The sequence below is a fragment of the Flavobacterium succinicans LMG 10402 genome (assembly GCF_000611675.1).
Taxonomy (GTDB): domain Bacteria; phylum Bacteroidota; class Bacteroidia; order Flavobacteriales; family Flavobacteriaceae; genus Flavobacterium; species Flavobacterium succinicans.
On sequence record NZ_JATV01000010.1, the window covers coordinates 57,995 to 81,445 of the forward strand.

A 23,451-nucleotide genomic window follows, 5' to 3' on the forward strand; every position below is an offset into this window, starting at 1 on the left:
TGTTAAAAAAAAACTGCAAATTGTAAAACAAATTTGCAGTTCTGTAGCCTATTAATTTATAGCGTGTGTTTTTTTAATTGAAAATTACGATGTCATTTCCGTTTCTCTTTTGGGTAACATTATTTGCAGTAACATCGATAAGAAAACAGTCAATAATGCTCCAATAAAATTCAACCACAAATACCCTAATTTTTCTTCATCACTCGGATGGATAAAAATGGCAAAATAATAGATAATAAAAATGGTAATTTGGCTAATTACCGCACTATAGAACACCGCTTGTGATTGTACTTTTTTGATATAAAAACCTACCAAAAAAATACCCAAAACTGTTCCATAAAACACCGAACCAATAATATTAACCAACTGAATTAAGTTTTCGAATAAAGTACCAATGCAAGCAAAAAGGATAGCAATAACGCCCCACATTACCGTAAAAAATTTAGTGGCATTCAAATAATGTGTTTCGGATTTTTCGGTTTTCAGATTGCGCTTGTAAATATCAATGGCGGTGGTTGAAGCTAAGGCACTCAATCCAGAAGCCGTCGAAGACATCGCTGCTGAAAGAATTACCGCCAACAACAAACCAATCAAACCTTTAGGGAGATAGTTGAGTACAAAGTGAAAAAAAACATAATCTTTATCATTGGTCTCGCTATCTGGATCCGCCTTGGCAATAATGACTTTGGCTTGATCACGCAAATCTTTTTCTTTACTTGATAATGCTACCAATTCCTTGCGCAAAGTAGGGTTGTCATAATCCTGATTCAGTTGATCGATGTACAAAAGGTTAATTACTTTCTTGTCTTCAGAAAGCGCATTAAGTTTGTTTTCTAAGGCTTGATATTCTTTTTTATACTTCGAGTTTTCTATTATCGTTTTGTTATTCGGATTGAAGTTAAGCGGAACTGGATTGAATTGAAAAAAGACAAAAACCATAACACCAGTCAATAAGATAAAGAATTGCATTGGTACTTTGAGTAGCCCATTCATAATCAATCCCATTTGACTTTCTCGCACCGATTTTCCAGATAAATAACGTCCTACTTGTGATTGGTCGGTTCCAAAATAAGCTAAAGCCAAGAAAAAACCTCCTGTAATCCCACTCCAAAACGTATATTTTTGCTCAGGGTCAAAAGAAAAATCAACTATATTCATTTTGTCATTGGCTCCTGCGATGTGCAAGGCACTAGAAAAAGTCATATCGTTGGGTAAGTAGTGTAAGATTAAGAAAAAGGTGATGAACATTCCAGACATTATTACAAACATCTGTTGTTTTTGTGTCACGTTTACGGCCTTGGTACCACCAGAAAAAGTATAAATAATCACCGAAATCCCGATAAAAATATTCATATAGGTCAAGTTCCAACCCAATATAGCCGATAAAATAATCGCGGGTGCATAGATGGTCAAACCAGTCCCTAATCCACGTTGTACTAAGAACAAAACCGCTGCTAAGGAACGAGTTTTTAAATCAAATCGTTTTTCTAAATATTCGTAAGCTGTATAGACTTTGTATTTGTGATAAATAGGAATGAAGGTAGCACATATTAATACCATTGCAATGGGTAAGCCAAAATAGAATTGCACGAATCCCATACCATCGTGATACGCTTGCCCAGGAGTGGACAAGAAAGTAATGGCACTGGCTTGAGTTGCCATCACAGAAAGACCAACAACATGCCAAGGGGTTTCGTGGTTACCTAAAATGAAATCTTCAACGTTTTTACTTCCTTTGGTTTTCCAAACGCCATAAATGACAATGAATAAAAGGGTGGTCAATAAAATAATCCAATCAAATAATTGCATAAGCTAGGCGTATAAATTCATAATGAGACAAAAAATCAATATGTAGATAATATTGGCCACCAATACATAGGTGTAGTCCTTTTTCCAAATTTTTTCTTTCTTGGGTTCCATAGAGATCTTTAGTTGTTGATTTTTGGAGTAGGCATTTTGGTTTCGGATTTTACAGAAATGGTATTGGCTATCAGTTTAAAAGCACCAAGAACCCCTTCTGGTAGTTCTCTAAAAAAGCTTAATCCAGTGTAAATATAATTGCCTTTTCCGTAAGGTGCTACTAACAAAGCTCCGTTTTTTGGATTTTCGTCTTTGTCATTTGAGGACAAGATAGGAGTGAAGGCAGCATCAAAAGTATTAGGATAATACAATCCTTGTTCTTGTTTCCAGCCTTTGAAATCATTGGCCGTAATCTTATTTGGGTAATTCAAAATAGGATGATTAGGAGCCAAGAAACGAACTTCGGCATCTTCTTCAGTTACTCGGTCACGAGAAACTTTTAGCGGATAAGGAGCAAGGTTAGGAGTTACTAAATCATCGGTAGTGTTATACTGAACAATCATTGTTTTTCCTTCTTTTACAAAATCAAATAAAATGGATTGTTTGTTGGCCAATGCTTGAACGGTATTGTAGGCTCGAACTCCAGTCATCACCACATCAAACGTAGCCAAACGCTCGGGTGTGATTTCTTCGGGTTTCAAAATAGTTACTTGATAGCCCATTTGCTCTAAGCTTGCAGGAACTTCATCACCAGCTCCCATAATGTAGGCGATTTTTTCATTATTGGTTTTCAAATCTACACGCAAGAACTTAGCCTCGGCATTTTTTAGAATTTGCTGCTTGGTAATATGATTAAAATCAATATTGATTTGGCTTTTGTTCAATTGTTTGTCTCCAATAACCACGATGCTTTTGGCTACAATCTCTTGATTGTTTTTAGGTGGAGTTACGGTAAAATAAACGGTTTTTTCGATTCCTTTTTTATCCAAATTAACTTCGATAAAAGCAGGATTTATTTTCCAATCTTTTCCTAAATCCAATTGAACGATTCCTTTTATTGCATCTTTACCAGCTTTGACTTTCACGCCAACGGTTTTGCTTTTTTCATTGGTAAACAGCAAAACTTTTTCTGTAAAGGTTGATGTGGCTTCAGGAACGATATCCAAGAAATTATACATTTCGCCTTTTACATCGTCATTGTATTTGTAAACTACTGTTCGTTCAAAGGGAATTTCAACATCTTCAATGCTTACAGTAAAAACGGCTTTTGCATCTCTTTCTTTTTCAGGTAGTCCAATTTCAGTAGGATTACTTACAGTGTACATTCCCACAGTAGCTTCTTCAGCCAACCAATATGGTTGTGTGTAGGCTATGGTTTCTGGTAGTTGCAAATCAAGGGCAAAGTTGAGTAATTTGTTGGGTTGTAAATTTGCATTCTGAACCGTTGTGTTTTGGTTAGGCAAGGTGGTTACACTTTTCAATACCATCGGAATTGAAGAACGATTGATGGCTTCTATCTTTAATTTCAGACTACTTCCAGGCGTCGTTTCTTGCGTTGGAGCAACAGCTTCTAGGTATAAACCAGCGCAGGCTGCAATTATTTTTTTGGTTTCGGTTGCTTTTTGTTTCGACCAATGATTTTCGTCTAATTGCAACATCATTTGGTAGGCTTTGACTAGTTTTGGAATGCTAGCCGCAGGATTGTTATGGTTGAATTCTTTGCTAATCAAAGTAAGGAGTTCTCCAATAGCTTTTCCGCCTTTGACACGATTCCAACTTGTATCAATTCCTTCAAAAAGAGAACCGTTTGTAGGGACTCTTTCGCCATTTAAAAATTCTAAATATTCTGTTTCTTCACCACGCGTTCCTGTGCTTCCAAATCCTTGTGATTGATGTGAACTTCTGCTTAATGCAGCAATTTCTTGATTGGATTTTCCAATGTTTGGATAATAAACCCCAGTTTGCATTGCAATTAGATTGGTTTTGTCCGCTGCATTAAATTTTTCTTGTGAACCATAAAACCACCAAGAGGTATTGAAAAACTGGCGTTTGGATTGCCAAGGTTGTACGTATTTAAGTTGCTCTGGATAAACAGAAGGATTGTTGGTTAAATTAAAACTTTCCACACTCAACATTGCTGATGCGGTGTGATGGCCGTGAGTAGTTCCTGGAGAACGATGGTCAAAACGGTTTATGATTACATCGGGTTGGAATTTACGAATCGCCCAAACTACATCGGCAAGGACTTTTTCTTTATCCCAAATGGCTAAAGTTTCGGTTGGATTTTTGGAGAAACCAAAATCATTTGCTCTAGAAAAAAGTTGTTCTCCGCCATCAATTTTTCGTGCTTCTATAAGTTCTTGCGTACGAATTACTCCTAATAATTCGCGCAATTGTGCTCCAATTAGATTTTGTCCTCCATCCCCTCGAGTTAGCGACAAATAGGCTGTTCTGGCTTTGGTTTCATTGGCTAAATACGAAATCAATCGGGTATTTTCGTCATCTGGATGTGCCGCTACATAGAGTACGGAACCCAGAAAATTGAGTTTTTGAATTTGATTGTGAATTTCAACTGAGTTGAGTTTTACTGGTTTTTGTGCATAAGTAGGAAAAACATATAAAAATAAAAGCAAGGAGGCTTTACTAAATAACTTAGGCATAATTCTTCTTTAATTATTGATAGGCCTCAAAAATAGTAATATCCGATTGGTATATTTTGTTAATTTATGTTAATGTTCTGTTTTGCTTTGATAGTATTATCTCAATATTACTAATTATTTTAAGTATTTTAGTAGATCAATTGATTGAACAAAAATTATGAAATATACTGAGGATCATTTAGGACTAGGGTTTGAATGCACCGTTATTGAACAACCCGATGATTATGAGGGAAAGGTTATCACTACTTTGATTAGAAAAAAAGGGAATGCATCGACTACCAAAGCTGTTTTGTATGTTCATGGGTTTAATGATTATTTTTTTCAATCCGAAATGGCAGAACAATTTAACGCTAACGAATTTAATTTTTATGCTCTAGATTTACGCAAATACGGACGCTCTTTGTTGCCTCATCAAAAAATGAATACTATGCGTAGCCTAACGGAATACTATGAAGATTTAGACGCTGCTTTAACTATAATTCGACAAGAAGGCAATAAACAAGTTTTATTATCAGGACATTCTACAGGTGGTTTATTGGTTACCTTATATGCTTCAGAACGCGTGGATAATCAAAAATTTGAGGCTGTTTTTTGTAATAGTCCTTTTTATGATTTCAATATGCCCAACTACCAAAAGCGATTTTTAATTCCATGGGTATGTCAATTGGGTAAATATTTTCCTCAACTATCTATTCCAGGAGGGTTATCACATTGGTATGGATACAGTTTGCATAAAGCACAAAAAGGGGAGTGGGAATACAACTTAACCTGGAAGCCTCATGTTGTTCCTAATGTTAATGCGGGATGGATCAATGCCATACATGAAGGCCATTTGAAAATCAAGAAAGGGATACATCTTACTTGTCCCATTATAGTGATGCATTCTGATAAAAGTAGTATGGATCAAAAATGGAACGATCATTTTTTTGAAGCAGATACCGTATTGGATGTAAAAGACATAAAAAAAGAGGCCGAAAAAATTGTTGCCCCAAAACGGACCATCATTGAAATCAAAAACGGAATGCATGATTTGATTTTGTCCTCGTTTGAGGTTCGAAAAAAGGTCTATACTAAACTTTTTGATTGGTTAGCGGTACATTTAAAATAACGTACTCACCTGTAAATAATAGTTCTAGGTTTGTTCAATTCAAAATCGAGTAATCCAAAATCACTGGTTTCAAAAGCATTATTGATGAGATTTTTATCATTTGGACTAAAGGTATTCGGATAATAGGCAAACGAAAGTTGAAAAGAACTGAATACCAAGTAATCATTGTTAATAATAAAGCCAAGCCCAATACTTGAAAAAGTTTGGTTCTTTTGATTGCTTTTTTTGCTGTTGCCAATCACGGCTATGGAGTAATTAAAAAATGGATTCAATCGAAAGCCCCACAAGTTCCATGGTGAATAGCTTTGCGTTTGTGCACTAAAAACCATCTTTTTAGTGCCATACAAAGCGTTATTAAACCCACGTATTCCATTCTCTTGATTAATGGTTAGTAAATCGCCATTGCTGGGTAATCTATTATAACCAAGCACCACTTGTTGTTTTAAAAATTGCCTAATTTTCCAATCACCCAATTCATATAATTTTGTGAAATAATTGGTTTGAAACGAAAAAGCCGTCTGTGAGGTTTTGCCTTCTTTGAAAAACGTTCCCCATTCTGTATTCATACTAAAAAAGCCCCAACGATAAAAGTTCCCAAAGGAAGCTCTAGTACCAAGATACAATTGCCCCATATGATTTTTTCGTTGATAGCCAGCGGTTACACTATAAGCTTTGCCAATAGGTACATCTTCTATAATTCCGTTATTGAATAAAAAGCGCTCTTGGATAAAGTTTCGTGCATTCAAACCCACACTTATAAGCATTAACTTTTCATTAGAATAAAAATTGATAGTATCGTAAGTAGGTAGCGGTTTTTCTTTAAATAAAACATTTACATACCTGCCGGCTAGAATAATATTGGTGATTTTTGTTTTTTTAGTTGGATCTTTTTCTAAAGCAAAAGCATGACCCAACCAATAATCAGCGGTATTGTATTTGAAATTTTGAAAGTTAAAAACACCATCCGCAGCTGCCAAAGTATCTTTCTTAAAATGTTCTTCGTAAGCTATTCCTCCTGCCCATTTGGTTAAAGGAGAGAAAAATTGTCTTGAAATGTCAAAATTTTTGAACGAGTTATTATCCACGCTTTCTTGATTAGTGGCCTGAATTTTTACAAAAGTTTTTCTGAAATTTGGAATGGTATATTGCAAAAAATGACCATCTTCACCGTTACTAAATTTGTTAGTATACTCACCTCGAATTTCATGTCCTTGACCTAAGAAATTCCGTTCTTTTAGCTTTAATGTAGTTTGACTACTGCTAAAAGAGCCATTAGGGATCAAACTCCACGAGTCTAAAACAGTCAAAGTAACGGCTACTGAATTATTGAAGTCGGGCACATCATCTATAGTGACTTCAACACGATTAATGAAGCGCTGTGCACGAATTAAACGAATACTTTCTTTAATATTGATGGAATCAAGGGCTTCCTTTTCTTTAAACAGCAAGACTTTTCTAATCGTATAATCTTTCGATTTTAAATGGAGTTTATTACCCCATTCTTCTACCATTTTAGGGTTCTTAGGTTCCGATAAAGTCTTTGAATCTTGAATTTTATTACCAAAAGGATCCAAAGTAATAATGGTAATCGAGTGGATATACTTTCCTTGAAAGGGGACGTAATCAAAGGTTGTATTCTTTTTCGAGCTTGCTTTAGGTTGAATTGGTCGAAACACCAAACGATACAAAAGACTTGTACTTTTTTTCTTTTGAGAAAAACTTTGCAAATTCTTATAAAGTGCAATGGTGTCTTTGTTTACCGGTACTTGCGCATAAAAAAAGGGGCTCAACAATAACCAAAGCGCAAAAAATAAGAATGATTTTTTATTTAGCATAGTTGAGCTTTAACATTATCTATTGTAAGCATTCAAAATCAATCGGTAAAATCAGTATATTCAGATGCTTTCTTTTTTTTGATCGAAATTCCTTTTTGAAAAAATAGATTGTTAGGATAAATCACCGTTTCACCATTTTCTGCCAAAATGGTAACATGATAGGCTCCAATATCTTCAATTTCACCTTCAACAGCGTATTCTTTGTCATGAATGACAATAGTATCTCCAATTTTAAAAGGAAACGAAAAAAACAAAATAATTCCTGCTGTGATATTACTCAAAATCGACCATTGGGCAAACATCGCCACACCAATTACCGTTGCTACAGAGGAGATAGTGATAAAGATATCCTTGGCCTGAACGCCCCAAATTAGAATAATGGTAATAACGGCTAAAACAGAAATAAGAATATTGATGTATTTAATGACTAAATTTGTCCTTTTTTCGATGATATCACTAGTTCTAGCGTATCGTCGAATTAGTTTGGCAACCATAGTCCTTGCTAAAACAACAACAAGAAACAATACTCCGGTACTGATTTCTTGTATTAAATAATGTTCAAAAAAGTTCATTTTGTTTCGTTATAATTTACTAAGGTACTCAAAAACTTTATCCGTTGGTAATCCCATTACATTGGTGTACGATCCCTCAATTTTAGCGACTCCTACAAAACCAATCCATTCTTGTATGCCATAAGCACCGGCTTTATCGTAAGGCTGGTATTTTTCTAAATAATAGGCGATTGCCTGATCATTTATATCGCCAAAAGTAACTTTAGTAGTTTCAGAAAGAATAGCTATCGTAGCATTTGTTTTAAAGCAAACCGAAGTAATTACCTCATGTGTATTATTGGATAAAGATTTCAAAATCTGAAAAGCGTCATCATAATCTTTGGGTTTTCCTAAAGCCTTGTCATTATGCCAAACAATAGTATCGCTTGTAACCAAAAGTTCATTATCATTTAGCAATCCTTCAAAAGCATTGGCTTTCAATTGTGCCAAATAATTCGTGATTTCTTCCCCACGTAACGTATCAGGAAACACTTCATCAACCTCTTTGATTCGAATTTCAAAATCCAAATCAAGATCTTTAAAAAATTGTTGTCTCCTCGGTGAACCGGAAGCTAAAATAATTTTTATATGTTGCAATTGAGATTTAAGCATGCTGTTCAATGGTATAATTTAAAATAGGTAATAGAAAAATTCCAAATAAAATAATGACTTTCAATAGGGTACTTATATGGCTAAAATCATTTTTGTTTTGTGCTTTAAATAATTTAATAGTACAATAAATAAGTGGCGAAAGAATGAAAATTAGACTATACAGTGTAATGAGATGCAAGTCATTCAAAATAAAATACTGATACATATAATTAAAAAACAAACCAATAGGAAACAGACAGATTACAGCAAGTAATTTAGCGGTCTTGTAAGTTCCTAATTTAACAGCTAATGTATTCATATTATATTCCTTATCACCATCTATATCTTGTATGTCTTTAACTATTTCTCGAATGAAATTAATGATAAATGCAAAAACAGCATAGTCTATTAAAATACCAAAAACAGGAGCCATCTGCCGTTGATTTTCCTCGGTAGTAACGGGATAGACATCAAAAATTCCGATGATCACTACACTAGAGGCCAAAACCAAAGCAACGGCTAAATTACCAAGTATCAACATCTGTTTTAAAGTTGTGCTATAAAAATACAAAATGGAGGCCACAAGAATAAAAAATACTGCAAAATTTGGCTTCTCAATTGTATTGGACAACCAAAAGCCTATTGCCACACCAAGTATTGTTAGACCAACATATAGATTGTAGGCTTTACTTTCTGAAACAGACTTACCTACTATAACTTTTCTAGGCTTATTAATAGCATCGGTTCCTTGATCAAAAATATCATTGATGATGTATCCACCAGCTGCAATAAAGACTGTAGCGAATACTAAAAGAATAAAATCAAAATTCGATAACGCCAAATCAATGTTCTGCATTTTCAAAAAACCAAAACGCAAAGTCAGTTGCATCAAAGCTAATAATAGCAAATTTTGATATCGAATTAATTGTAAGTATTTCATAAAACGTATAGAAATAGGTTTGAATTGTGAATGCTAATGAAAAAAACGCTTGTTTTTTAACGTTTCATGATAAATTAAAGGAGAAACGCTCAATGATTTAATCTAATTTTCCATCAAAGTTTTCCATCCATTTGCCTTGCACTTTCATTACTTGTTCTATAACGTCGCGTACAGCTCCTTTGCCACCATTTTTATGAGAGATATACCCTGAAATGGATTTAATTTCGGGACAAGCATCTTGTGGACAAGTAGGCAAACCTACCAATTGCATCACATGAAAATCTGGAATATCATCGCCCATATACAACACCTGTTCTGGATTGATTTGATACACATCAGTGTACTCATCAAAAGTAGCTACCTTATCTGGTGTGCCTAAATGAATATCGGTCACGCCTAAATTTCTCAATCGCACTCGAACGCCTTCATTACTTCCTCCAGAAATAATACATACATTGTAGCCGTTATCAACCGCTGTTTTAATAGCATATCCATCGCGAATATTCATAGTACGTAGCATTTCTCCCTCATTATTCACAAATACTGAACCATCAGTAAGAACGCCGTCTACGTCAAAAATAAACGTAGTAATATCATTCATTATTTCTTTATAACTCTTTGCCATGATTTTGAATAGATTGTGTTAATGTTTTATATAAATTATTTTGATTTGCATTCTTTAAAAAAGCCTCATGAGATTGTATGGTTGAAAAATCGTTCCGCTTTGCTGGTCCCGTTTGAGCCTCACTTGGTGATAAATCCATTATTTTATTAGCTGTTTCTATGATTAGTGGTTTTAAAACATCAAACGAAACATGATGTTCTGCACAGATATTCTGACCTATAGCATATAAGTGATTCGTAAAATTATTAACAAATACTGCCGCTACGTGTAAAGCCTTACGCTGTTCCGAATTGATCGAGTGAATGGATCCTGAAATACTTTGCGCTAACCTTTTAAGGATTTCAAAATCTGGAACACTAATCGCTTCCAAACATAAAGGAATGGATTTAAAACTAACTTTTTTGCCCTTAGTAAAAGTTTGTAAAGGATAAAAAACACCTCTTCTGTTTTTAGAAGAAAGCGATTCTAAAGGAGCCGCTCCTGAGGTGTGCACCACCAAACGATTTGAAAACGGAAGTTGCTCAGAAACAGTTGCTATGGCATCGTCAGAAACCGCAATAAGGTAAACATCTGCTTCTTTCAATTCAGCATACGAATGTACCATTTTTTGAGCATCAAAATCAGGAATAGCAATTGTAGTATTCCGAGAAAATACTTGAACAATTTCTATATCCGATTGCGATTGAAAAGCAGAAATTAAATGTTGTGCCACATTACCAGCACCAATAAGCGTTACTTTAATCATCTTACAAAAATACTCATTTTTTTTCTTTGTCTTTAGTAGATAGTAAAACCTTAAAACATAAAAATATGATAATTTTTCAGGAGGGTAATCCACAAAAAAAAGGAACGATTGATGTCATTGCAATACAAGACTCTTTTTAAAAAATAAATAGTATTAAAATCAAGGCTTTTTCTGAATTAAAATGAGCTCATTATGACTTTCAATTCTTGGTATCGCATTAATTTTATATAGTTTAGCGTCTAATTGTTGTATAAAGTTTTTATTCCTTTTGTTATCTGCTTCTTTCAATAACATAGTATTAAAAAGCACAAAGCCATTGGAATTAAGCAAAGAGAGGGTGTGATTGATGAAAAAATGTTCAAACAAAAAATTAGGCATTTCTTTATCCTGAAAAACATCAATAATCACAAGATCATAATGGTCTTTGCATCTCAAAACATACTCAAAGGCATCTTGAATCACTATTTCTACGTTTGGAATACTATTTAACTGAAAATAGGTATTGGCTACTTCAATAATTTCTGGGTCAATATCAACGCCTTTAATCTTACCTTTATATCCAACTTCATTAACTAGCGTTTTGATTACACTTCCTCCAGCCACTCCAAGTACCAAAATATTGTTCATGGATTGAATGGAAGAAAAGCCAATTTGTTTTAAACCGATTCTCAATATACGCTGTAAACTACCGTAGGAGTAATTAGTGTTCTCTGAATCAATAAGTAATTCACCATTCACCCAAGTTACTTCAATGGACTTGCTAATATTGGATTTGGTTTTAAATATAGTAATGGGAAAAACATAACTAAAAAGTTTTTTTAGCATTTCAATAAGTTTTTTTCCAAAAATACCATATTAATCATTTATTTTGTGTCAAATTTTCAAAAAACAATGAAAAAACAAATTTACAAGTGGATATTTTTCAAACTTATGGGATGGAAAATAGTCGGAACTATTGAGCCAGAATTAAAAAAATGTGTGATGATGGTTTTGCCTCATACTAGCAATCATGATTTTTATTTGGGAGTATTTACACGTGGAATCACTGGACTTCAAATGAATTGGATTGGAAAAAAAGAATTGTTTGTTTTTCCTTTTAATTATTATTTCCGTTACATGGGAGGAGAACCATTAGATAGAAGTGGCGGACTTAACAAAGTAGAAGCTATTGCTTCAATTTTTGAAAGAAGAGACGAATTTCGTTTGGCTGTAGCACCTGAAGGCACTCGAAAAAAAGTAACACAACTCAAAACCGGTTTTTATTACATCGCCCAAAAGGCCAATGTGCCCATAGTACCTGTAGCTTTTGATTTTGGCAAAAAAGAAGTGAATTTAGGAAAACCTGTTACTGTCACTGGAAATTATGAAAATGATATTGCGATTCTTAAACAACATTTTGTGGGTGTAGTGGGCAAAATACCCGAAAACGGCTATGTTTGGTAACACTTACAAAGGCAAACCAAGTAATCCATCTTTTGGACGCAGCGTTTTAAAACTGCCGTCAGCATAAATCAAAATAAGCTGCTCTACCTGTTCTTCACTTACGGTTTGAAGAGCAGGTTTTTTTTTATCTTGTTTAAGTGTCATTACTGTCTTTTCGTTCGACAATACTGTAGATGTATCAGTAGGTGAGGGCAAAGTTTTAGTGTGATTACTTTTGTCAACTACCATTTCCTGTTTCGGAAAATTGCCATTACCTAGCAAAATCCAATACAAATCAACTTCAGGAAATACTGCTATTAATTTCAATACAAAATCAAGACTAGGCTTATTTCTCCCCGATAAAAGATGCGACAAACTTGATCGTTGAACTCCAATTTGATCAGCAAAGGAGGCTGCTGTAAGTCCGTAATACTCTAAGATTATCTCTAGCCTTTTATTAAAATCATCAGAATTTACCATTGTAAATTATTTTAAAAATGTTTTGTAATTTACAAAGTTAATTTTTCGTAAACAATAGGCTAGGGTTTTATTTATAATAAAAACAGTCAAATTCACCACAAAAACACTTTATGTAATGTATTTTAAAATACTGATTATATGTAATTTGATTTAAAAATTAACAAAATTAAATAATATCAATTCGTTTGTGTTAGAATTGATTCAAAAGACAATTTGTAACAATTACAATAGTAACTCAATTAACTTTTCAGATTGATTACAATTGTAATTTTAAAGATGTTTATTTTTGTTCACTTAAAAATATTAAACATGGAAGCACTAGATTTATATTACCAACATAAAGAACAATCTATTCAAGGGAGATACCTTACACTAGACTCTATCTTGCCTATACTACAACAATACAATACACAGCATCAACTCCAGCAAGTAGGTCTTTCTGTGATGCAAAAACCAATTTACACCTATAAAATAGGTAATGGGCCAATCAAAATTTTCTTATGGTCACAAATGCATGGTAACGAAAGCACCACAACGAAAGCATTGATAGATTTTATACACTTTTTGAATGGCTCGTCTGATTTAGCAAGAGAACTTCTTGAAGCATTTACCTTTCTCGCTATTCCTATATTAAATCCTGATGGAGCAGCGTTATATACCCGAGAAAATGCAAATAAAGTAGATTTGAATAGAGACTCGCAAAATCTATCACAGCCAGAGAGCGCCACTTTGAGAGGTGTTTTCGAAGTTTTCCAGCCTGACTACTGCTTTAATCTTCATGATCAACGCACTATTTTTGGAGTTGCAGATACTGGTAAACCGGCTACTGTATCGTTTTTAGCCCCGTCTTATAATGAAGCACGCGATATCAACGCTGCACGATTAAAAGCAATAAATAGTATCGCAACAATTAATGAGGTATTACAAAACTACATTCCTGGACAAATTGGGCGTTTTGACGATTCCTTCAATATCAATTGTATAGGAGATACGTTTCAGCATTTAGGAGTTCCAACAATTTTATTTGAAGCAGGCCATTACCCGAACGATTACCAAAGAGAAGAAACGCGTAAATATATTTTTATTTCTCTACTTGCAAGTTTTACTAGCATTGTCGAAAACGATGTAGTTAGCAACAAAACAACTCAATATTTGAATATTCCTCAAAATAAAGTCACTTTTTATGATTTTATATTTAAAAATGTCAAAATAAATTATGACGGTAACGAAAAAATAACGAATTTTGCAATACAATATAAGGAAGAACTAATTGAAGGCGAATTATTTTTCAAAGCATATATCGCCGCCATAAACGATTTAGACTCTTTTTTCGGTCATTATACCTATGATGCTAATGGCGCATTATACAAAGATGATCTAGGTAATTTGCCTATTATTAATAAAATAGCTAGTTTTTCATTAGATAACACGGTGTTTTTTGTTAATGGAGTGAATAAAGTTTAATTATTTTATCAAATTATTGATTTTTTCTTATATTTGCAATCATTCTTGCTTAAACAGTAATATTAATTAAAGAATTATGAGTAAATTTCGTTTAGATGAGGTAGATCATCAAATTTTAGATATGTTGATCGACAACACAAGAGTACCCTTCACAGATATCGCGAAAAAATTATTAATCTCTGCAGGTACCGTTCATGTTAGAGTAAAAAAAATGGAAGATGCTGGAATCATTATGGGCTCTTCTTTAGTATTGGATTACGACAAACTAGGCTATTCCTTTATAGCTTATGTTGGTGTATTTTTGAATAACACCTCTCAAACTAAATTTGTTTTGGAGCGTATTAATGAAATTCCTTTCGTAACCGTTGCTTCTGTAACAACAGGTAAATTTAATATCTTTTGCAAAATTAGAGCAAAAGATACTAAACATGCAAAAGATGTAATCTTCATGATCGATGATATCGAAGGTGTATACAGAACCGAAACAATGATTTCTCTAGAAGAAAGTATCAATGATAAAAAGCGTTTAATGCACACCATCTTCAAAGAGATGTAAGAGGCTTGAATGCGTATAGTTAAAAAATACAACCTCAAGTTTTCTTGGGGTTTTTTTTTGACCAACTTATTAAACTACTAAAAAACAAACCATAATTCATGAATACATTACCTAAAATAGAGCGTTTCCATCGAGATGTACTATCAAAATACAACATTTACAATAGTGTTTTCATTACATTACCTTTTGATTCGGTAGATAATACTGGAGTTTTGCTTCCTTTATTTACTGATATATGTGAAAAAGGTTTTAAAAAACAAGAAACACCTAAAGAGATTGTCAATTTTTTTGCCTCAAAATACTTGAGTACTGCCTCAGAAGCTGAAGCTATTGATTTGATGTTTCGTTTTATTCAATACATCGAACGTCAAATTGTATTGTTTGATGCGATTGAAGACGCCGCTTTTTCATCCGTAAACAATATGGACGGTAGAGGGTCTTTGAGAGATGTAAAAGAAAAATCAGAAGCTAAAAACAAACAAGAAGAACTCATTGATTTTCTTGAAAATTTTAATGTACGCACTGTTCTAACAGCGCATCCTACACAATTTTATCCTGGTGCTGTATTAGGAATCATCAATGATTTGACCGAAGCCATCCGAAAAAATGATTTAATTGAAATCAAACAACTTTTAGCGCAATTAGGAAAAACACCTTTCATTCAAAAAGAAAAACCAAATCCTTTTGACGAAGCTATAAGCTTGATTTGGTACCTTGAAAATGTATTTTATAATACAGCAGGTGAAATGGTACATTATTTAGAAAAAAATATTTTCAATAACAGAACCATTCAAAATCCACTGATTAAATTAGGCTTTTGGCCTGGTGGAGATCGTGATGGTAACCCTTTTGTAACCACAGATATCACTTTAAAAGTAGCTGAAAGACTAAGAACTTCCATCTTAAAATGCTACTACTTTGAAATTAGAAGATTAAAAAGAAAACTTACTTTTTCAGGTGTTGATGTACTCATAACTGAGTTAGAACAAAAACTGTATCGTTCCGTTTTCTACTCCAAAGGTGATATTTTTATTACACTTGAAGAATTTAAAGAACAGATTTGGAAAATTAAAACCATTATAATTGAGCATCATCAGTCCTTGTATTTGGATGAAATCGAGGCGCTATTAATTCGCGTTAATTTGTTTGGATTCCATTTCGCAACGTTAGATATCAGACAAAATAGTAAAATTCACGATGCCGTTTTTAAAGATGTTGTTGATTTTTGTGTAAAACAAGCGGATCCTATTTTTCCAGCAAATTATTTTAGTCTATCAGAGAAGGAAAAATTTGAAATCCTTAATAAAGTATCAGGAAATTTAGACCCGAGTACTTTTGAAAATGACATTACTCGATTGACTTTAGAATCTATAAGAGCGATAAAAAGTATTCAAGCTAATAATGGTGAATTTGGAGCCAATCGTTATATTATTAGTAATAACGAAAGTGCTTTGAATGTAATGGAAACCTTCGCCCTGATTAAATTATCTGATTGGGAGAATGCCGCTCTTGACATTATCCCGCTATTTGAATCGGTAGATGATTTGCAGCATGCACACGAAGTAATGGAGAAATTATATACCAATCCTGCTTACGCTCAGCACTTAAAAAATAGAGGCAACAAACAAACCATCATGCTAGGTTTTTCTGATGGTACCAAAGATGGCGGTTATTTAATGGCGAACTGGAGTATTTACAAAGCAAAAATTGCGCTTACCGAAATCTCTAGAAAATACGACGTACAAGTTGCATTTTTTGACGGTCGAGGTGGACCACCAGCTCGTGGTGGAGGAAAAACACATCAGTTTTATGCTTCTTTAGGATCGAAAATCGAAAATAAAGAAATACAAATTACCATTCAAGGACAAACCATTAGCTCTAATTTTGGAACGCTAGATTCTTGTCGCTATAATTTAGAAAATCTTTTAAGTGCAGGCGTAACCAATCAAGTATTTAGCAAAACCAAAAACATCTTGTCGGAGCAAGAGCTTTTGATATTAGATAAATTAGCAGAATTAGGGTATAATAAATATTTGGGCTTAAAAAATCACCCTCAATTTATTCCTTATTTAGAAAAAATGAGTACGCTAAAATACTACGCCAAAACTAATATTGGTAGCCGACCTTCCAAAAGAAGTACCGCGGAGCAATTGGAGTTTAGCGATTTGAGAGCGATTCCATTTGTGGGGTCTTGGAGTCAATTAAAACAAAATGTACCCGGTTTTTTTGGAGTAGGTACTGCTTTAAAATATTTTGAAGATAATAATGAATGGGATAAAGTACAGGATCTGTATAAAAATTCCTTATTTGTTAAAACACTACTTGAAAACAGTATGATGTCACTAGCAAAATCATTCTTTCCATTAACCGCCTACATGCGAAAAGATCCTGTTTTTGGTGAATTTTGGCAAATCATTTACGATGAATTTTTAGAAACCAAACGATTACTTTTGAAAATTGCCGGTCATCAAGAGCTAATGGAGAATTATCCTGATGGTAAAGCTTCTATTGCAATGAGAGAACGTATAGTGCTGCCTTTGTTGACAATACAACAATACGCATTATCAAGAATCAATGAGCTCAACAAAGAAGAACATCCAGACGAAGCGCTGATCAAAGTTTATGAAAAAATAGTCACACGATCCTTATTTGGTAATACTAACGCGAGTAGAAACTCGGCTTAAAATCATCGTCATGAATTCTAATCAATTGCCCATAAACGAATATTCCAAATTTCAGTCCACTTACATAAACGCTCTTAACGGTGTTGATTTGTTAGAAGAACTTGAAATTTCATTGCATGATTTCATTCGATTTATTCAAAATTTGCCCATGGATAAATTTGATTATCGCTATGCCGAAGGAAAATGGACTATCAAAGATATCATTCAGCACGTCATTGATACCGAGCGCATTTTTAGTTATCGCGCTTTGCGTTTTTCACGCAATGACAAAACGCCTTTGCCTGGTTTCGAAGAAAATGATTTTGCCCAAAACACTGATGCCAATGCACGTAGTATTCAAGAATTATTGACTGAATTTTCTGCTGTACGTTACGCTACTTTATTGCTTTTTAAAAGCTTTAGCCCAAAACAGTTGCTAAATATAGGCATCAGTTCCAATGAAAATGTTTCGGTTCGAGCCATCGGTTTTATCATTATTGGACATCAAAAACACCATCAAAAAGTATTCGAAGGACGCTATTTGTAAAAAAGTATCGGTTATTTTTTTGAAACAGTAGCAATTGGCTTCTTTCAAACAATGTCCCGCTATCCGCTATATCTTTGCTTTTGAAAAAAAAGCAAAGGATGCCGCTACTATCGGGGTTAAGTGATAAAAAATAGGCTTTTTAATAAGATGGGGAACCATAAAAAAAGAAGTTTACAGCTACCGTATCTGGAAAACTGTAAACTTCTTTTCTTTTTATAAGAATTAGAAAACTAAGATTTTGTTTCTTTTTCCAAAACCGCCAAGCCAATTCTAATTTTGTCATAGGACAATTGTTCCTCGAAAAAATCAAAATAAGGTTTAAGTGCATTAGGAGATTCTAATTGTAATTTCGCTTTTCTAATTTTACTAATTTCTTCAGGACTCACAAAACGACTAATATCTATCACATGGCCATCAATATATAATTTGGCAATATGCGATGTAATGGTACTAACACTTAATTTTCTTTTCTCTGCAATTTCTTCCACTGACAATCCTGATTGAAAAAGAGCTAAGGTTTCTTTGAATGTACTTCCTTCTTTTTTGGCCTTAACAGTCTTTTCTTTCTGAAACGCGATAATAGCTTTAATGAAAATATCTCCATATTTTTCTAGCTTAGCTTTACCAACACCGTCAATGGCCAAAAATGCTTCATCACTCATGGGTCTTTCTGTCTCTAATTGTTTTAAAGTCGCATCATTAAAAATCACATAGGCAGGAACACCTTCTTCTTTGGCCAACTCTGAACGAAGTTTTCTTAAACTTTCAAAAAGTGAATTTGCCGCCGCTTTTGTAGTTCGTTCTTTTACTTCAGGTTTTGTTTTATCTGCCTTAAGTACTGTGGTCAATTGCACTTTTTCGCCCTCAAATAAAACTTTTTTAGCAAAAGAAGTCAATCGTAATTTATTTTGCCTATGAAAAGCCACCTCACAATAGCCCAAATTAATCAATTGAATAAGGTATTGATTCCAATCGTACCAAGAAATATCAGCACCAATTCCGTAGGTCTTTAAATCTTGATACCCTTTATCATAAATGGAAGCATTTTTTGAACCTCTTAAAAAATCAACTACAACAGCCAAAGCCTCAGACTCTTTTAATCTTGCAATGGCGGATAATGCTTTTTGAGCGATAATGGTACCATCAAAAAAAGCAGGTGGGTTTTTACAAATATCGCAGTTACCACAAGTATCGCTTACCAATTCACCAAAATAAGAAAGTAAAATCTTGCGACGACAACTTAACGCATCGGCGTACTGCTTCATTCGCTCCAATTTAGCCAACTGCACTTCAGCATTTGCACCTTCCGAAGCAAATTTTTGAAGTTGAATCACATCGCCATAACTTTCAAATAAAATGGTTTCTGATGGTAACCCGTCACGACCAGCACGACCTATTTCTTGGTAATAACCCTCAATATTTTTGGGCAAATTGTAGTGAATCACCCATCGCACATTCGATTTATCGATTCCCATTCCAAAGGCAATAGTAGCGCAAACTATTTGACAATCATCATTAATAAAGGCATCTTGCACTTTTGAACGCGTTGCACTATCTAAGCCTGCATGGTAAGCAGCGACATTAATACCTGTTTTTTGCAACTTTTCTGAAAGTTCCTCCGTAGTTTTTCGACTCAAACAATATATAATACCAGATTCATTGGGCTTATCCTTAATAAAATCAATAATTTGTTTTACTCTATCCAAAGCCGGGCGCACCTCTAAGCTTAAATTTTTTCTATCAAATGAAGCAACAAAAATTTTAGGATGCACTAAGTTCAATTGGTCTACAATGTCTGTACGTGTTGCCTTATCAGCCGTAGCTGTGAGTGCTAAAATTGGAGTAGAAGGGAAGCGGTTTTTTAAAAAACCTAAATTGGTATAAGCAGGTCGAAAATCATGACCCCATGAAGAAATACAATGTGCTTCATCAATGGCAATTAGACTAATAGTCATGCTGGCAAAAGCATTTTCAAGATAGGATAAACTTTCAGGAGCAATATATAATAATTTGTATTCTTTGGTTTTAAGGGCATTAATTAAAGATTGCTGTTCATCAGATGATTGGCTACTATTAATAAAACAGGCTTTAATTCCGTTGGCTTTTAAGCTATCCACTTGGTCTTTCATTAAAGCAATTAGAGGAGAAATCACCACCGTTATTCCGGGTAAGACCAAGGCTGGCAATTGAAAACAAATCGATTTTCCACCACCCGTAGGCATGATGGCTAACGTATCTTGTCCAGATAGGATACAAGTAATAATTTCTTCTTGATTCGGTCTGAATTTTTCGAAACCGAAATTCTCTTTTAAAGCGGCATGTAAAATAGTACTGTTCATAATGGCGTATAAAGGTTTGAATTACAAATATAAAAAAAGGAACTCATTGCTACAGAGTTCCTTTTTTTATATTTTTTGAAAATAAAGAATTAATCTTCATCCTCATCATCGTCTTCATCAATTGGATCGTTATCATTGTCTTCATCGTCCTCAGGATCCAAATCTGGTTTGTCAGAATCGTCATCATCGTCATCATCATCAGACACGGCATCTTCATCATCTAGTTCAATTCCAGAAATTGGAACTACAACATTGTCGATATCATCATCCTCATCAAAATTTTCAATTCTGTCCGCCAATTTCATACTTACTTTTACTAAATAAATAGTATCTTCTGTACGCACTTCAACAGCTTCAATTAACTCATTCTTCGCATTTTTAAAACGAATAATATCCGAATCATCATACCCATCAGGAAATTTTTCAACTAAAAGGTTTAAAATTTCATTAGTTAATTTAGCGTAATCAACAATCACTCTTTTCATAAAATATTTTATAAATCTAACAAATAAGCGAAAATTAATGGAGCCACAATCGTAGCATCCGATTCAATAATAAATTTAGGAGTATTAATATCTAATTTACCCCAAGTGATTTTTTCATTTGGAACTGCCCCAGAATAAGAACCATAACTTGTAGTTGAATCCGAAATTTGACAGAAATAACTCCAAAACGGAACATCATGCATTTCCATATCTTGATACAACATTGGTACCACACAGATTGGAAAATCACCAGCAATTCCACCACCAATTTGGAAAAATCCAATTCCGTTTGAAGAATTTTTAGAGTACCAATCCGCTAAGAAAGTCATGTATTCAATACCCGATTTCATAGTCGAAGCTTTCAATTCACCTTTGATTACATACGAGGCAAAAATGTTACCCATAGTACTATCTTCCCAGCCAGGAACAATAATTGGCAAGTTTTTTTCGGCAGCGGCATACATCCAGCTATCTTTTAAATCAATTTCATAATATTCTTCCAAAACGCCTGAAAGCAACATTTTGTACATGAATTCATGTGGGAAATAACGTTCTCCTTTGTCATCTGCATCTTTCCAAATTTTATAAATGTGTTTTTGCAAACGACGAAATGCTTCATGCTCAGGAATACAAGTATCGGTAACACGGTTCAATCCTCTTTCTAATAAATCCCACTCATCTTGAGGCGTTAAATCACGGTAGTTTGGTACTCTTTCGTAATGAGAGTGCGCTACTAAATTCATGATATCTTCTTCTAGATTGGCTCCAGTACATGATATAACTTGAACTTTATCTTGACGGATAACTTCGGCAAAAATCTTTCCGATTTCGGCAGTACTCATCGCACCAGCCATACTCACCAACATTTTGGCACCGTTGTTTAATTGTTGTTCGTATCCTTTTGCAGCATCTACTAAAGAGGCTGAATTGAAATGCAAATAATGCTTTTCTATAAATTGACTGATTGGTCCTTTACTCATTTTTAACTGTTTAAAGCATTAATATTCAATAAATTATATTTCAAATTTAAAAAAAAATTAATGTAAATATTAAGATCTAATTTTTATTTTTTCCGTAACCTAAAATTTTCAATACATCCTCAGAGGTTTGTTGCTCTGAGAATACTTCTGTAGCCAAAATTCCATTTTCATCCCTATCAATTAAGATATGCTTAGGCTGTGGAATCAAGCAGTGATGCAATCCACCATAACCGCCAATAGTCTCTTGGTATGCACCAGTATTAAAAAAACCAATATACAAAGGTTTTTCTTTAGAATATTTAGGCAAATAAATGGCATTCATGTTTTGCTCTGAATTGTAATAATCATCACTATCACAAGTCATTCCACCGAGTAATACTCTTTCATATGTGTCATTCCAACGATTTACTGCTAGCATTATAAATCGTTTGTTGATCGCCCAAGTATCTGGAAGAGTGGTTATAAATGAAGAGTCGATCATATTCCATTTCTCTCTATCATTTTGTTGTTTTTGATATAAAACTTGATAAATAGCACCGCCACTTTCACCAACTGTAAACGATCCAAACTCGGTAAAAATATTAGGTACATCTACTTCGGCTTCTTCACAAGCTATTTTGATTTGATTGATAATTTCATCAATCATATATTGGTAATCGTACTCAAAAGTTAGTGAGTTTTTAATTGGAAAACCACCTCCAATATTCAAACCATCCAAAGTAGGGCATTCTTTTTTCAAGGCTACATATACTTTGATACATTTTACCAACTCATTCCAATAATAGGCATTGTCGTTGATGCCTGTATTAATAAAAAAATGCAACATTTTGAGTTCCAATTTTTTATTTTCTTTGATTTCTCTTTTATAAAAAGGAACAATGTTTTTGTATCCAATCCCTAATCTAGAAGTATAAAATTCAAATTTCGGTTCTTCCTCAGCTGCGATTCGAATGCCGATTTTGAATTTGTTTTTTATTTGCGATTGCAATAAATCCAATTCTTCATAATTATCAATAATTGGAATGGTATTTTTATGACCATTGTTAATCAATCGAGCAATATTTTCAACATATTGATCTCTTTTGAAACCATTACAAATTACATAAGTGCTTTTGTTGATTTTACCATTTTCTAGTAAATTTTCTACAATGTTAATATCAAAAGCAGAAGAAGTCTCGATGTGGATATTGTTTTTAAAAGCCTCATTCATTATATACTCAAAATGAGAACTCTTAGTGCAATAACAATAGTAATACTTAGCCTCGTACTTGTTTTTTTCCATCGATTTACGAAACCAACTTTTGGCTTTGTTAATGTTGTTGGAAATTTGAGGCAGGTAGGTAAACTTTAACGGAGTACCATATTTTTCAACCAATTTCATCAAATCAATATTGTGAAATTGCAGGTTGTCTTTATTTAATTTAAATTCTTCTTGAGGAAAGTAATACGTTTGATTGATTAAGTCGGAATATTTAGTGTTCATTCTTTAGATGTAAAATTTGTAAAATAATTGAGTTTTCAAACTTTATTATTTATTCAAACCCTAATATTAGCGTACCTAATTTGCAATTTTTCGTTTTCTGTTTTAATGTACTGAAAAGGGTCAAAATTTACACAACCAATCATGGTATAAAAACGATAGAAAGATTTAATTAAAAAT

20 protein-coding genes are annotated in these 23,451 nt (G+C 33.6%); 6 read left to right on the forward strand and 14 right to left on the reverse strand.

Annotation, left to right across the window (positions count from 1 at the left end):
* Window positions 1-84 precede the first annotated feature (84 nt).
* Window positions 85-1,809: a sodium:solute symporter family protein gene (locus tag AO58_RS0111035; RefSeq protein ID WP_024981757.1), complete on the reverse strand. Its 1,725-nt coding sequence runs from the start codon at window positions 1,807-1,809 to the stop codon at window positions 85-87.
* Window positions 1,810-1,928: 119 nt separating this feature from the next.
* Entirely contained in the window at window positions 1,929-4,460 is a 2,532-nt protein-coding gene (locus tag AO58_RS0111040) for a PIG-L family deacetylase (protein ID WP_024981758.1), read from the reverse strand.
* A 157-nt stretch (window positions 4,461-4,617) separates the two neighbouring features.
* Here AO58_RS0111040 and AO58_RS0111045 point away from each other — a divergent pair, with 157 nt between their 5' ends.
* Window positions 4,618-5,568 carry an alpha/beta hydrolase gene (locus AO58_RS0111045; protein ID WP_035717706.1) on the forward strand — a complete coding sequence of 317 codons (951 nt, stop codon included), beginning with the start codon at window positions 4,618-4,620 and terminating at the stop codon, window positions 5,566-5,568.
* A gap of 5 nt (window positions 5,569-5,573) precedes the next feature.
* On the opposite strand, the gene AO58_RS0111050 is transcribed toward AO58_RS0111045, so the two are convergent.
* From AO58_RS0111050 to AO58_RS0111080, 7 genes are all read right to left on the reverse strand, one after another.
* The gene (locus AO58_RS0111050; protein ID WP_024981760.1) at window positions 5,574-7,403 is read right to left on the reverse strand and encodes a BamA/TamA family outer membrane protein; all 1,830 of its coding nucleotides are present in this window, start codon (window positions 7,401-7,403) and stop codon (window positions 5,574-5,576) included.
* 38 nt (window positions 7,404-7,441) lie between these two features.
* Window positions 7,442-7,975, reverse strand: coding sequence for a mechanosensitive ion channel domain-containing protein (locus AO58_RS0111055; RefSeq protein WP_024981761.1), 534 nt, complete (start codon window positions 7,973-7,975; stop codon window positions 7,442-7,444).
* Between the two features lie 9 nt (window positions 7,976-7,984).
* The gene (locus AO58_RS0111060; protein WP_024981762.1) at window positions 7,985-8,566 is read right to left on the reverse strand and encodes a Maf-like protein; all 582 of its coding nucleotides are present in this window, start codon (window positions 8,564-8,566) and stop codon (window positions 7,985-7,987) included.
* Window positions 8,559-9,485 carry a geranylgeranylglycerol-phosphate geranylgeranyltransferase gene (locus AO58_RS0111065; RefSeq protein WP_051536701.1) on the reverse strand — a complete coding sequence of 309 codons (927 nt, stop codon included), beginning with the start codon at window positions 9,483-9,485 and terminating at the stop codon, window positions 8,559-8,561. Before AO58_RS0111065 ends, AO58_RS0111060 begins: the two co-directional genes overlap by 8 nt.
* A gap of 97 nt (window positions 9,486-9,582) precedes the next feature.
* Complete coding sequence (locus tag AO58_RS0111070; protein ID WP_024981764.1) at window positions 9,583-10,110, reverse strand: KdsC family phosphatase; 528 nt, start codon at window positions 10,108-10,110, stop codon at window positions 9,583-9,585.
* Entirely contained in the window at window positions 10,094-10,855 is a 762-nt protein-coding gene (locus tag AO58_RS0111075) for a Rossmann-like and DUF2520 domain-containing protein (protein WP_024981765.1), read from the reverse strand. The genes AO58_RS0111070 and AO58_RS0111075 overlap by 17 nt, the downstream gene beginning before the upstream one ends.
* 159 nt (window positions 10,856-11,014) lie before the next feature.
* On the reverse strand, window positions 11,015-11,680 hold the full coding sequence (locus AO58_RS0111080; protein WP_024981766.1) for a spermidine synthase: 666 nt from the start codon (window positions 11,678-11,680) through the stop codon (window positions 11,015-11,017).
* Between the two features lie 66 nt (window positions 11,681-11,746).
* Here AO58_RS0111080 and AO58_RS0111085 point away from each other — a divergent pair, with 66 nt between their 5' ends.
* Complete coding sequence (locus tag AO58_RS0111085; RefSeq protein ID WP_024981767.1) at window positions 11,747-12,298, forward strand: 1-acyl-sn-glycerol-3-phosphate acyltransferase; 552 nt, start codon at window positions 11,747-11,749, stop codon at window positions 12,296-12,298.
* A 3-nt stretch (window positions 12,299-12,301) separates the two neighbouring features.
* Here the strand turns inward: AO58_RS0111085 and AO58_RS0111090 are convergent, their stop codons facing one another.
* Window positions 12,302-12,757 carry a helix-turn-helix transcriptional regulator gene (locus AO58_RS0111090; RefSeq protein ID WP_024981768.1) on the reverse strand — a complete coding sequence of 152 codons (456 nt, stop codon included), beginning with the start codon at window positions 12,755-12,757 and terminating at the stop codon, window positions 12,302-12,304.
* A gap of 309 nt (window positions 12,758-13,066) precedes the next feature.
* Between AO58_RS0111090 and AO58_RS0111095 the strand changes: the two genes are divergently transcribed.
* The 4 genes from AO58_RS0111095 (at window position 13,067) to AO58_RS0111110 (ending at window position 17,987) form a co-directional block, all read left to right on the forward strand.
* The gene (locus tag AO58_RS0111095; protein ID WP_024981769.1) at window positions 13,067-14,221 is read left to right on the forward strand and encodes a M14 family metallopeptidase; all 1,155 of its coding nucleotides are present in this window, start codon (window positions 13,067-13,069) and stop codon (window positions 14,219-14,221) included.
* Window positions 14,222-14,297: 76 nt separating this feature from the next.
* Window positions 14,298-14,777 carry an Lrp/AsnC family transcriptional regulator gene (locus AO58_RS0111100; protein ID WP_024981770.1) on the forward strand — a complete coding sequence of 160 codons (480 nt, stop codon included), beginning with the start codon at window positions 14,298-14,300 and terminating at the stop codon, window positions 14,775-14,777.
* 98 nt (window positions 14,778-14,875) lie between these two features.
* Window positions 14,876-17,461 carry a phosphoenolpyruvate carboxylase gene (locus tag AO58_RS0111105; protein WP_024981771.1) on the forward strand — a complete coding sequence of 862 codons (2,586 nt, stop codon included), beginning with the start codon at window positions 14,876-14,878 and terminating at the stop codon, window positions 17,459-17,461.
* A gap of 10 nt (window positions 17,462-17,471) precedes the next feature.
* On the forward strand, window positions 17,472-17,987 hold the full coding sequence (locus AO58_RS0111110) for a DinB family protein (protein ID WP_024981772.1): 516 nt from the start codon (window positions 17,472-17,474) through the stop codon (window positions 17,985-17,987).
* 230 nt (window positions 17,988-18,217) lie between these two features.
* Here AO58_RS0111110 and recQ read toward each other — a convergent pair whose 3' ends face one another.
* The 4 genes from recQ to AO58_RS0111130 all read right to left on the reverse strand — a co-directional run bounded on the left by recQ (window position 18,218) and on the right by AO58_RS0111130 (window position 23,274).
* Complete coding sequence (gene recQ, locus AO58_RS0111115) at window positions 18,218-20,326, reverse strand: DNA helicase RecQ (protein ID WP_024981773.1); 2,109 nt, start codon at window positions 20,324-20,326, stop codon at window positions 18,218-18,220.
* Window positions 20,327-20,415: 89 nt separating this feature from the next.
* Entirely contained in the window at window positions 20,416-20,811 is a 396-nt protein-coding gene (locus AO58_RS0111120; protein WP_024981774.1) for a hypothetical protein, read from the reverse strand.
* An 8-nt stretch (window positions 20,812-20,819) separates the two neighbouring features.
* Entirely contained in the window at window positions 20,820-21,791 is a 972-nt protein-coding gene (locus AO58_RS0111125; protein WP_024981775.1) for a deoxyhypusine synthase family protein, read from the reverse strand.
* A 76-nt stretch (window positions 21,792-21,867) separates the two neighbouring features.
* Window positions 21,868-23,274: a type III PLP-dependent enzyme domain-containing protein gene (locus tag AO58_RS0111130; protein ID WP_024981776.1), complete on the reverse strand. Its 1,407-nt coding sequence runs from the start codon at window positions 23,272-23,274 to the stop codon at window positions 21,868-21,870.
* Window positions 23,275-23,451: the final 177 nt, after the last annotated feature.